Origin of the sequence: Janthinobacterium algoris (assembly GCF_051380935.1) — a bacterium.
In the GTDB taxonomy this organism is placed as follows: domain Bacteria; phylum Pseudomonadota; class Gammaproteobacteria; order Burkholderiales; family Burkholderiaceae_D; genus Janthinobacterium.
On the sequence record NZ_JBNYXZ010000019.1, the window covers coordinates 115,039 to 127,609 of the forward strand.

8 protein-coding genes are annotated in these 12,571 nt (G+C 58.2%); 1 reads left to right on the forward strand and 7 read right to left on the reverse strand.

Annotated elements, in window-relative coordinates; translation table 11 throughout:
* Positions 1-104: 104 nt before the first annotated feature.
* The 7 genes from ACQ4W7_RS23890 to puuE form a co-directional block, all read right to left on the reverse strand.
* Positions 105-2,528, reverse strand: a complete 2,424-nt coding sequence (locus ACQ4W7_RS23890) for a TonB-dependent receptor (protein ID WP_436533759.1) — start codon at positions 2,526-2,528, stop codon at positions 105-107.
* 531 nt (positions 2,529-3,059) lie between these two features.
* Positions 3,060-4,547, reverse strand: coding sequence for an adenosine deaminase family protein (locus ACQ4W7_RS23895; RefSeq protein WP_436533761.1), 1,488 nt, complete (start codon positions 4,545-4,547; stop codon positions 3,060-3,062).
* Positions 4,548-4,590: 43 nt separating this feature from the next.
* Positions 4,591-5,907: a guanine deaminase gene (gene guaD / locus ACQ4W7_RS23900; protein ID WP_426074201.1), complete on the reverse strand. Its 1,317-nt coding sequence runs from the start codon at positions 5,905-5,907 to the stop codon at positions 4,591-4,593.
* A 9-nt stretch (positions 5,908-5,916) separates the two neighbouring features.
* Positions 5,917-6,996 carry a xanthine dehydrogenase accessory protein XdhC gene (gene xdhC, locus ACQ4W7_RS23905; RefSeq protein WP_436533776.1) on the reverse strand — a complete coding sequence of 360 codons (1,080 nt, stop codon included), beginning with the start codon at positions 6,994-6,996 and terminating at the stop codon, positions 5,917-5,919.
* A complete protein-coding gene (gene xdhB, locus ACQ4W7_RS23910; protein WP_436533764.1) occupies positions 6,996-9,350 on the reverse strand; it encodes a xanthine dehydrogenase molybdopterin binding subunit in 2,355 nt (784 codons plus the stop codon). The genes xdhC and xdhB overlap by 1 nt, the downstream gene beginning before the upstream one ends.
* A gap of 10 nt (positions 9,351-9,360) precedes the next feature.
* Entirely contained in the window at positions 9,361-10,827 is a 1,467-nt protein-coding gene (gene xdhA / locus ACQ4W7_RS23915; protein WP_436533766.1) for a xanthine dehydrogenase small subunit, read from the reverse strand.
* A gap of 96 nt (positions 10,828-10,923) precedes the next feature.
* A complete protein-coding gene (puuE, locus tag ACQ4W7_RS23920; RefSeq protein ID WP_436533768.1) occupies positions 10,924-11,880 on the reverse strand; it encodes an allantoinase PuuE in 957 nt (318 codons plus the stop codon).
* A 121-nt stretch (positions 11,881-12,001) separates the two neighbouring features.
* Between puuE and uraH the strand changes: the two genes are divergently transcribed.
* Positions 12,002-12,355, forward strand: coding sequence for a hydroxyisourate hydrolase (gene uraH / locus ACQ4W7_RS23925; protein WP_070303439.1), 354 nt, complete (start codon positions 12,002-12,004; stop codon positions 12,353-12,355).
* The last annotated feature ends 216 nt before the right edge of the window (positions 12,356-12,571 follow it).

The following is a 12,571-nucleotide window of genomic DNA, read 5'->3' on the forward strand; positions in this document are numbered from 1 at the left end:
ACCCATAAAAAAACAGGCCCGAAGGCCTGTACTCTTGTTATCTCAGCCTGGTGGATACAACTTCGCGCTGCTCTGCAGGGCAGCTACGAAGTTGACAGCCATGCTTAGAAGTCGACGCGCAGGGTGACCGATGCAAAGCGCGGCGCACCCATATAGTAAGTTGGTGCGCGACCGGCGAACGTACCAGCAGCCGTAACGATATCATTGGCGCCAATACCAGTGCCGGAACTTGGGTTGCGGTACTCACGGTTCAACAAATTCGATACGTTCAAGGTCAGCTTGGGATTCTTGAACATGCCGAAAGTTGGCAACTGATATGCCGCATCCAGATCAACCAGGGTGTACGCTGGTACTTCCTCGTCATTCACCAGCGTAGCGTATTGCGATGCGGTGTAACGGGCTTTTACGCGAACATACCAGGCGTTGGTTTCATAAGAGGCACTCAAGCCGGCTTTCAGCTTAGGAGACAGGGAGAAATCCTTGCCAGCGGTTGGTGCATAACCAACAATGGTTTTACCATTGACGGTTTTGGCGACCACGGCCAGATCATCTTCCATCTTGGTCTTCAGGTAGCCGAGCGACCCATAAACCGACCAGCCGTTGATCGGCGTATTGCCGACTTCCAGCTCGATACCTTTGTTACGCACTTTGCCAACGTTGGTCGTCAGGCTGGTCAGTGTGTTTGGATCGATCGCGGTTGCCTGACGATCTTTAAAGTCCGTGTAGAAAGCGGTCAGCGAGGTCGAAATGTCTTTGGTTTGATGACGGTAGCCAACGTCCAGGCTCCACGACACTTCGGGCTTGACGTCCTTGACGATACTGGCAACACCATTCGTCACAGTCACGTACGGCGGGTTGTTCGGCGCCAGCACGAAGTTGTTCGGCGCACGCATATTCTTCGCCAGGCTGGCAAAGATCTGGTCGTCGTTGGTAACACGGTAACGCGCGCCCAATTGTGGCAACACATCCGAGTAAGTCTTCGACACGTTGTACGTGGTTTGCGAATTGCTACCTTCACTGGCGTTATTGGTGAAATCACGCTTGATGTATGGAGCACGCACGCCGATGTTAACGTTCAGCTTGTTGTCCATCAAGGTGATGGTATCTTGCAAGAACGCTTGGTAAGCCGTACTGACAGTCTCCCAATCGCGGTTTTGATACAAGGTGCCGTCCGGACGGGTAATCAGGTTGTTGCGCAGCCAGATATCCGGTGCGGAGCCATCTGCATTGACCAGTTGGCCAGGTGCCGTTTGACGGTGATTCGCACGCTCGTACCAGATGCCACCCAGGATCTGGTGATCGCCCACGTTATACGTGATCGAAGTCGTGACGCCAGGACGATGGGTTCGGGTCAGACTGCCGCGATAGATCGATACGGTGTCGAGGCTGTCGCCGTCGCCGTTCAAATCCTTGCTTGCGGCGATCTTGCCAGTGACAGGATTGAGGAAGCCGCCGGTTTCTTTCAGCGTATTTTGCTGCACGCCGCCAGTGCCGAAGCCATACCAGTAGTAAGGCACGACTTTCAGATCCAGATCTTCAGCCAGACGGAATTTACCGATCGCCGACGCGATAACGTTCTCGAAGGGGTTCAGGGCCAGCTTGTAGTAAGCAGCTGGCTGGCCAGTGCCTGCTTGTGGGCCGGAAACGCTTGCCTTGCCGGGGCTGAGTGCAGCCTGGCCAGCATAAGTGGAGCTGTAATCAGCGTCGTAACCTTCGGTGGCCAGCTCTTTCAGCGTGAGCGAACGGAAATTATTATTAATCGCGCGGTTATAACCGATAGAGGCATGTATGTAATTAAAACGGTTCCAGTCGTAATTGAAGCCAACGTCAACGTGGGTACGATCGGCTTTACCCTTACCTTTCCATTTATCCGCTTGCGCATTCGACACCGACATGAATGCCTTGGCTTTGTCATTGGCAAAACGACCGGTATCAACACGTACATACGACTTTGCCAGATTCAACTGGCCCAGGGTTTGCATGACGCGTACACGGAATTTATCCTCTGGATCGCAGGTAGTAATACCAAAGTTACCGCCAGTTGCGCCCACTTGAGGAGAATCAACGTCGGTCGAGCCTTGGGTCACAAATTGCGAGCAGGTGTTTTCCTGATCTACATATTCTTGTGGAAATACAGCGAAATTACCGGAGTCGTTCACAGGCACGCCATTGACAGTCGCGCCGATCTGATCGCTATTGAAACCGCGCATGGCCAAGCCACCACCAAACAGGCCGGTCGCATCGTAGCCATAGGTGTTCACCGATGGCAACAGGGTCAGGGCGTCGTATGCATTGCCGGTTGGACGCTGTTTTGCCAACTCCTCGGCTGTCACGGTACTGCGTGCCTTTGGCGCATCTTCCTGCACCATCAAGCCCATACCAACTTTTTTCCCGGTAACGGTAACCGTCGATGGCGATACCGTGCCTTCAGCACTTTGCGCATGCGCAGTAGAGATGCCGAAGCAAGCCAATTGGCATGCCACTGCGATCATACTTAGTCGCAATTTTGGTTGTTGAATGAACTGCATTTGAACCCCCTAGAGTGTGTTGTAACTTACAAGATTTTGACTTGCTTATATTGTGGTGAAACACGGAAACTATCCAACTAGACACGGCAGTATAGAGATCGAATATTTCAAATCCGTTACATGGATATGACCGCAATGTGACAGGAGCCGCTAGACATCCTGAATTGTCACAAAAGCGATATCAAAAATGACTTATTCAATTCTTCGCCGTCCAACTATGCATTAAGGTCTGTAGGCTGACAAATACGTTTTTTTTTAATAATTTATATATAAAAAGTATAAATCACCGCTGGAAGCCGCATTTTTTGTATCAACCAAGCAAGCTCACCTCATCGGGGCGAAATTATAGATGAGCGGCAAGACTTGGAAATTGTTTCAGAAAATAATTGCAAGAAAGCACTATCAGCGCGACATTTTGTGTCGTAAAGGCACAACAAAAATGACAAAAGGAGGAATTTGTAACTATGAGGAATAGGAGGTTACGCGACCGCTAGTTGCGGTCGCGTGAAAGGCAGGAGAGCTGAAATACTTTTATGGTTTTACCACAGTTGCTTTTCGATTACTATTTGCGATCAAGGCTTCGAAACGGGTGAAACGGGCATCGAGCGCTTTCAGCAAACGCTGTTTGTCCGCTTCCGCCAGGAACGAGTACCGCAAGCTGTTATACGACAGCTTTTTGATTTCCGCATAATCGGTCTTGTACTGGCTGGCAAACAGCACGTATTCATTCGACAGGGTATTGCGCGAGACGCCAGCGTCATCGGTGGAGATGACGAATGGCACGCCGTACTTGCGGTACAGGGTGATCGGATGGGCCTGGCCCTTGATACCGAGAATGTAATCGTTGCTGGTCAGGTTCACTTCCACGGGTATGCCCCGTTCGCGCATCTTCTGCATGGTCGCCAGCGCATTATGCTCGTAGGCGATATCCATGCCGTGGCCGATACGGTCGGCGCCTGCCACATCGACGGCTTCAGCGATATGGAAAGCCATGCCTTCCGGCGGCACGATGCCCAGCGCCAACTCACCGGCATGCAAGGCGATCTTGACGTTCGGATATTTTGCCTTGAGGAACTTGAACATTTCCATGTGCAGGCTGTAATCGCGCATGGACACATTCACGCTTTCCTGGCCCACGATATTCACGCCCACCAGCAAGGGATTCAGGCTGGCTGCCTTGAACGCGGCCACCATGGACGAGAACACTTGCGATGGCGACAGGAAACGCAACACATACGCCTGATAACGCATGGTGAAGTTGGCGTCATCGATGCCGGCGCTGCTGGCGTTCACGTTGTCGTTATAGGCAGTGATGCTTTTCTGGAAGCCTGTATCCTGCTCGAGGTTCTGCGTCCAGTTGGCCAGCACGGCGTGCAACGCCGCCGGCGGCAAGCCCGGCGCCAGCACCTGCTGGTCGAACTGCGCGTTTTGCACGAATGGCGACAGCTCGAAAATCGTCTCGATGTAACTGAGGTTTTCCGCGATGGCGCGCTGCTTCAGGGTTTTCAAGCCATCGGCCGTGTTGCTCGATGCGACGGGGCCGAAGTAGCCAAAGGTGTCGAAGAAGGTACGGTCCGGCGGCGTCTGGATGGCGCCGTGGTTATAGAAATCCTTGGTCGACCAGCGCTGCAGCAATTCCGCATACAGGCCCGCGTCGGCAAACACTTCCGTGGACGACAGGCATCCACGCTGCGCGGCCGGCTTGGCGCCCTCGGCCGCGACGACGTCCTTGTTGCTTTCGATGCGGTAGGTCGTCTTGTTGACGCAATAGTTTTCCTTGTCGACCCAGTCAAGGAATTGCTCGGCGTAAATGGAGCCCGAGTAATGGTGATGCAAATCGCCGCCCTTGGGCATCATGGAAAAAAACAGGCTCAACTCGGCTGTCTTCGGCTGCGCGCCCGCAACCAAGGCCGCAAAATGGCGCGCGGTGGCCGCTTCATTGGAAGACGGTGCGGCCTGCGCCGTTCCGGTCAATGCCAGCGCGGCGCCAAGCGCCAGGCCAGTGAGTTTCTTGTGCATTCGCGTTCTCGCTCAGGGTAATTCGTATGGAACAACGGGTAGGTCAGCCCTGCCCCCGCACATGCACGCACTGTCCGCCCGAATACGTGGCGGCCACGGCCCGGTCATCGCCCAGCAGCGCAAAGGCAAACAGCAATTCCTCCAGGCTTTGACAGCCAGCCGTGCGGCGTTCGAGCAGCGGCGTCGATTGCTTGTCGAGCACGATGAAGTCCGCTTCCGTGCCAGCAGCGAAATTGCCCAGCGTGCCTTCCAGTTGCATGGCCCGTGCCGCGCCCAGGGTTGCTAGGTAAAACATGCGCAAGGCGGGCAGATAGCTGCCTTTCAAGCGTGCTACTTTATAGGCTTCGTTCATGGTTTGCAACATCGAGAACGAGGTGCCGCCGCCCACGTCGGTGGCCAGCGATAGCAGCACGCGCGCCGCATCGGCCCGCTCGAAATCGAACAGGCCGCTACCGAGGAACAGGTTTGACGTAGGACAAATAGCGGCCGCCGAAGATGTTTCCGCCATGCGCGCGCGGTCGCGCTCATCGAGCCAGATGCAGTGGCCAAACATGGCGCGCGGGCGCAACATGCCGTACTGGTCATACACATCGAGGTAGCTGCGCGCCTGCGGATGCAGTTCGCGTACCCAGCGGCACTCATCCTCGTTTTCCGACACATGCGTCTGCAAATACGTATCCGGATAGGCGCGCGCCAGCTCACCTGCCAGGTGCATCTGTTCATTGGTCGAAGTGGGCACGAAACGGGGCGTGATCGCGTACAGCGAGCGGCCATGCTTGTGCCAGCGCCGGATCAGCTCTTCGCTTTCGCGGGCGCCCGACTCGGCCGTGTCGCGCAGGAACTCCGGGCAATTGCGATCCATCATGACCTTGCCCGCCGCCATGCGCAAGCCGCGCGCTTCGCTGGCGCCGAAGAAGGCATCGACCGATTGCGGATGCACGCTGCCATACACCATGGCCGTGGTGGTACCGCAGCGCAGCAGTTCATCGAGGAAAAACTCGGCGACATTACGCGCGTGGACAGGGTCTTCAAACGCACGCTCGGTGGGGAAGGTGTACGTTTCCAGCCATGGCAGCAAACCGGGCGCGGGCGAGGCGATCATTTCCGTCTGCGGGAAATGCAAATGCGTGTCGATAAAGCCGGGCACGATCAGCTTGCCCCGGTAATCGACGATATGCGTGCCAGGCGGCAAAGTCGCTTGCAGCTGTGCGTAATCGCCGGCCGCCACGACCTTGCCATCGGCCACGATCAGCAAGCCGTCCGCATGCCAGGCGTGCGCCTCCTCTTTGACAGCGGGATCGGCGTGGAAGTGCAGCAAGCTGGCGCGGTAAGCTTGCAATGTGGCAGGTACAATCAACATGACTTCTTTCTATAACGGGTGTGTGGCGGCGCGTGGTTGGCGGCGCGTCGGTGCGATGGCAGAGGCCAGCCGCAGCGGTGCGGCCAGGGCGGCAGCGGCCGCTTCCTCCCACACCATGAGTAATTGACAGGCAACGGAGGCGGCGATCACGGCCGGTGCCTTGTTGCGGATGCCCGGCAAGCCAATGGGGCAGACCATGGCGGCAATGCGTTCGTCCGGCACGCCGCGCGCCTGCAGGCGGTGCTCGAACTGCCTGCGTTTTGTGTGCGAACCGATCAAGCCGAACCAGCCTGCGTCCATGCGCGCCATGATGACTTCCGTCAAACGCTGATCGAGCGCATGACTGTGCGTCATGACAAGAAAACTGCCGCCCGGCGGTGCCATGGCGACATATTCCTCGGGCGTATCGGTGGCGGCGATGTGCACGTTATCTGGCAACCCCGCCGGCAACGCTGCGAGAAACATGTCTTCGCGTTCATCGACCCAGGTGATATTGCAGGGCAAATGGGCCAGCGCGCGCACGATGGCGGCGCCCACGTGGCCGGCGCCGAACAGCGTCAGATGCGCGCGCCGCGCCAGGCAGGGGTCGACCAGCCAGCGCCGCCCCTGGCCATCCTGCGCCACATGGGTTGCGCGCTCGCGTGAAAACGTATCGGGCGCCTGTCCTGGCGTGCCGGCGATCAATTTACCGGCGGCATCGAACAGGGCCGACGTGGCATCGCCATCGAGCGCCGTCAGGCGCCAACTATCCTGCTGGCGGCGCTCCCGCAAGGCGGCCAGTAATTCTTTCAGGCTGGCATCGACATATTCGAACGCCAGGTGAACGACGCCACCACAGCATTGTCCCAAGCTGGGGCCCAGCGCAAAACGCTCGAGCCGCGCATGGGTGTCTGCCGTGGCCAGCATGGTCTTGGCGATTTCCACGGCGCGTAATTCCAGGTGACCGCCACCGATGGTATCGACCTGGCCATCAAGGGTGACGCGCATCTTCGCGCCCGCCTCGCGCGGTCCGGAACCTTCCACCAGGGCGACCGTCACCAGCACCGATGCCTGCGTGTCATTCTCCATCGCCGTCAGCCAGTCGTTCATCATCGCCTCCTAGCGCCGACGTCGGCCGCTTGCACGGCCATGACCGCCTTGAGGATTTCCTCGCTGGTGGCAGGTGCATTCAGCGGCGGCTGCACGGCGTGATTTCCCACGCTGGAAATGGCGTCACGGATGGCAAAGAACACGGAAAACGGCAACAGCAGCGGTGGCTCGCCCACGGCTTTGGAACGGTGAATGCTGTCTTCCACATTGCTGTTCTGGAACAGCTTGACGCGAAAATCTTCCGGGCAATCGGAAATGCCGGGAATTTTGTAGGTCGATGGCGCGTGCGTCATCAACTTGCCCGCCGCATTCCACCACAGCTGCTCCGTCGTCAGCCAGCCCATGCCCTGGATAAATGCGCCTTCCACTTGACCCAGATCAATCGCGGGATTCAATGATTGGCCCGCGTCGTACAAGGCGTCCGCGCGCAGCAGTTTCCATTCGCCCGTCAAGGTATCGACCACCACTTCGGCCACGGCCGCGCCATATGCATAGTAAGAAAACGGATGGCCCGTCATCGTCTTTGCATCCCACGACAGGCCGGGCGTGGCATAAAAACCGTCCGACCACAGTTGTACGCGGGCCAGATAAGCCTTCTGCACCAGCTCGGCAAACGCCACGACGTGACCATTCACGTGGATATGGTTATCGAAGAAGCGCACGCAAGCCGCCTCGCCGCCGTACAGTTTGACCGCGTAATCGGCCAGGCGTTCACGGATCTGGCGCGCAGCATCCTGCGCCGCCTTGCCGTTCAGGTCGGCGCCGGTGGACGCTGCCGTGGCCGACGTGTTCGCCACCTTGCTGGTATCGGTGGCTGTGGCCCGCACACATTCGAGGTCCAGGCCCAGTTCGTGCGCCACCACCTGCATGACCTTGGTATTGATGCCCTGCCCCATTTCCGTGCCGCCATGATTGACCAGCACGGAGCCATCCACGTACACGTGGACCAGCGCGCCTGCCTGGTTCAGATGCGTGACGTTAAAGGCGATGCCGAACTTCAGCGGCGTGAACGCCAAGCCCTTTTTCAAAATGGGGCTGGCTTCATTAAAGGCGTCGATGGCGCGGCGGCGCGCGCGGTAGTCGCTGCTGTCTTCCAGTTCGGCAACCAGTTCATGGATCACGTTGTCGACGATTTTCTGGCCGTACGGCGTGACATTGCGCCCTTCCACATCGTTGCGGCTATAGAAATTGAGCAGGCGGATATCGAGCGCATCGCGTTGCAAGTGGCGGGCGATTTCATCGATCACGTACTCGATGGCAATGGCGCCCTGCGGCCCGCCGAAGCCCCGGAAAGCCGTGTTCGACTGGGTATTCGTCTTGCCGCAGGCGGCACGGATATCCACGTCGGACAAATAATAGGTGTTATCGAAGTGACAGACGGCGCGCGTGGCGACGGGGCCGGACAAGTCGGCCGAATAGCCGGCGCGCGTGGTCATATCGACCTTGGCGGCAAGGATCCGACCATCGTCGTCGTAGCCCACTTCGTACTCATAATAAAAACAGTGACGCTTGCCTGTCACCAGCATGTCGTCATCGCGGTCGGCGCGCAGTTTGACGGGACGCTTCAGCTTGGCCGCCGCAATCGATGCGGCCGCCGCCCACAGGGCCGACTGCGACTCCTTGCCACCGAAACCGCCACCCATGCGCCGGCATTCGACGGTGATGTTATGCGAATGCACGCCCAGCGCATGCGCCACCACGTGCTGCATCTCGCTCGGATGCTGGGTCGAACACAGCACCAGCATGCCTTGCGCTTCCTTCGGGATGGCGTAGGAAATCTGTCCTTCCAGATAAAACTGTTCCTGGCCGCCCACATACAGCTGGCCCTTGACCGCATGCGGCGCCTTCTCGAACGCGACCTGGTAGTTGCCGCGCGTCAGCTGCATCGGTGGCAGCACGTACGATTGCGCGGCCTTCGCCGCTTGCGGCGTCATGATTGCGGGCAATTCCTCATACGACACTTGCGCCAGGCGGGCGGCGCGGCGCGCATGGTCGTGCGTATCGGCCACCACGATGAAGATGGGTTGGCCCACGTATTGCACCAGATCAAAGGCCAGGATCGGGTCGTCGTGGATAATGGGGCCGCAATCATTGGTGCCGGGAATGTCCTGTGCCGTGTAGACGGCGACAACCCCTTGCGCGCCACGCACGGCGGACAAATCCATGGCCGTGATGCGCGCGTGCGGCTTTTGCGACAGGCCTAGCGCCGCATGCAATGTGCCTTGCAGTTCGGCGATATCGTCCGTGTAGGTGGCTTGCCCCAGCACATGCAATTGCGCCGATTCATGCGGCATGGGCTTGCCCACGGCGCTCCAGGCGGCCGCTTGCAATTCAGGCGTGACAGGATGGTTCATGCTGGTCCTTTCAAGCGCGGCAAGCGTAGGCGTTGACGGCAGTGCGCAGCAAAGGCGCATCCGGGCGTGTTTCCAGCCAAAAGCGGCGCAACAGGTTTTGCGCCGTCGTCATGCGATAGGTATTCGAGGCGCGCATGTCGGACAGCGGCGCGTAATCGTCGGCCAGCAAGCGCATGGCGATGGTGAGATTATCTTCCGTCCACGCCTGTCCCAGCAAAAACGCTTCCGTTTGCGCAGCGCGCTGCGGCGTGGCCGCCATGCCGCCAAAGGCGATGCGCGCGTCGACGATACGCTCGCCGTCGAGCTGGAAGGCAAATGCTGCGCACACGGCCGAGATATCCTGGTCGAAGCGTTTCGCCAGTTTATACGTGCGGAAATGCACATCGGCACGGGGCAAAGGCACGCGCACGGCTTCGACGAATTCGCCGGGTTGCAGATCTTTCTTTTGGTAAGCCAGATAGAAGTTTTCCAGCGGCATGCTGCGCTGGCCGGCGGCACCGCGCAGCACGATCTCGCTGCCCAGCGCAATCAGCCATGGCATCGAATCACCGATGGGCGAACCATTCGCCACATTGCCGCCCAGGGTACCCGCGTTGCGGATCGGCAAGGAAGCAAAGCGCTGCCACAGTTCCGACAATTCTTGCGGATAGTGCCCGCACAGCGCCGCATAGGCATCGTTCAGGCTGGCGCCAGCACCGATGTGCAGCTTGCTGTCAACGATGGCGATGGTTTTCAGCGCTGCCACGTTGCCGAGATAAATGATGTCACCCAGGTCGCGCAGTTGCTTGGTCACCCACAAGCCCACGTCGGTGGAGCCGGCCAGCAGGCATGCTTGCGGCTTTGCGGCGCGCAGTTCCACCAGTTCCGCGATGCTGCGCGGCGCGTGGAAGTGCTGGCCGCCGTGTTCATAGGTGCTCATGCTTTCGCGCTGCAGCGCCTGCAATTGCTGCGCCAGGGCATCGCGGTCAAATGTCACATGCGGCAGTTCGCCCATGCGTCTGGCCGCATCGATGATGGGCCGGTAGCCCGTGCAGCGGCACAGATTGCCCGACAGGCTATCGTCGATTTCGCAGCGTGTGGGCATCTCGCCGTTTTTCGCCAGGTACATGCCCCACAGCGACATCACGAAACCGGGCGTGCAAAAGCCGCACTGGGAACCGTGGCATTCGACCATCGCCTGCTGCACCGGGTGCAAGGCGCCGTCAGGCTGTTGCAAGTCTTCCACGGAAAACAGGGCCTTGCCATCGAGGGTGGGCGTGAGTTGGATGCAGGCGTTGACGGCCTTCATCTCGACCTGGCCATCCACCAGGCTGCCGATGACCACCGTGCAGGCGCCGCAATCGCCTTCCGCGCAGCCCTCCTTGGTGCCCGTGCAATGCAAATCCTCGCGCAGGTGCTGCAACACAGTCTGCGTAGGGGCGGCGTTGCGTACTTCCTGTACGGCACCACGGTAATAAAAGCGGATCGGTTCTGACATGCTGGCCTCGGTATAGTCCCAGTATAGGAGATTAACACCGGCATATGGGACAACTATATGCAAAGACTGATTTTACTTATCATCCAATATCAATACCTATCCGGCAGTATAGGGATGCGTCGCATGCCAATGGTCAGCGATATCGATGCGGCGCGTGATCCACACCTGCTCATGGCGCTGTACATAGTCAAGGAAGCGGGCTAATGCCGCGGCCCGTCCCGGACGCCCCACCAGGCGGCAATGCAAGCCCACCGATAGCATCTTTGGCTGATTCAAGCCGTTCGGATCGCCTTCCGCGTACAGCACATCGAAGGCATCCTTCAGATAATCAAAAAACTGCGTGCCCGAATTAAAGCCTTGCATAGCGGCAAAGCGCATGTCGTTCGTGTCCAGGGTGTAGGGCACGATCAGCTGCGGCTGCACGGCGGGCAGGCCGGCGGCATCCGTGTACGCCACTTTCTCCCAGAATGGCAAGTCATCGCCGTAATAATCGGCGTCGTAGCGAAAACCGCCGTGCTCGACCACCAGTTTTCGCGTATTGGGCGAATCGCGCCCGGTATACCAGCCTTGCGGGGCGGAACCTGTCAATTCGCGGATGATCTGCACGGCTACACGCATGTGTTCGCGTTCCGTCGCTTCATCCATGTTTTGATAGGAAATCCAGCGCAAGCCATGACAAGCGATTTCATGGCCCAATTCCTGGAAGGCGGCCACCGCATCCGGATTGCGTTGCAAGGCCATCGAAACGCCAAACACGGTCAGCGGCAGGCGCCGATCCTCGAACATGCGCAGCAAGCGCCACAGCCCGGCGCGCGAACCGTATTCATAAATCGACTCCATGCTCAGGTGGCGCGCAGGGAAAGCGGCCGCTCCGATCATTTCCGATAAAAACGTTTCCGAAGCGGGATCGCCATGCAGCACGTTGTTTTCCGCCCCTTCCTCGTAATTGAGGACGAATTGCAGGGCGATGCGGGCCTTGCCCGGCCATTGCGGATGGGGTGGCGTGCGGCCATAGCCGATCAAGTCGCGTGGATAATGTTCGTAATTGTTCATGCGGAGGCGCGCCTATAGGAGGACAATGTTGGCTATATGCCCAATCATATAGCCCGGCGCAGTCGCCGGTATATGATTTGCACGATAAGCACAGTCATTCACCCTATATACAGGATAGCAAATGGGAAAACTCAGCACGCATGTACTCGATATCGCCCACGGCAGGCCGGGAGCCGGCGTCAAGGTGGCCCTGTTTTCAGTCGCGCCGGAAGGCAAAGTGTTATTAAAGATGGATATGACGAACAGCGACGGCCGTTGCAGCACGCCCTTGCTGGAAGGCGAGAGCATGAAGGCGGGTCAATATGAACTGGTGTTCAATGCCGGCGACTATTTCGCCGCCCAAGGCGTGGAACTGCCCTCGCCCCGCTTCATCGACCTGGTGACCCTGGCCTTCGGCATTGCGCATACGGATGAAAACTACCACGTACCGCTGGTGGTATCGCCGTGGTCATATTCGACTTATCGAGGGAGTTAAGCGACGTTTGATGACAAAGGCAGCGCGTAGCGCTGCTTTTTTTACGCCTGTATGCTGTAAAACCTGCCAAAGCATCAGACGAAAAAAAACCCCACCATTGCTGGCGGGGTTTTTCTCTTACTACGAATAACAAGCCTGACGATAACCTACTTTCACACTGGTTGCAGCACTATCATCGGCGCAAAGTTGTTTCACGGTCCTGTTCGGGATGGGAAG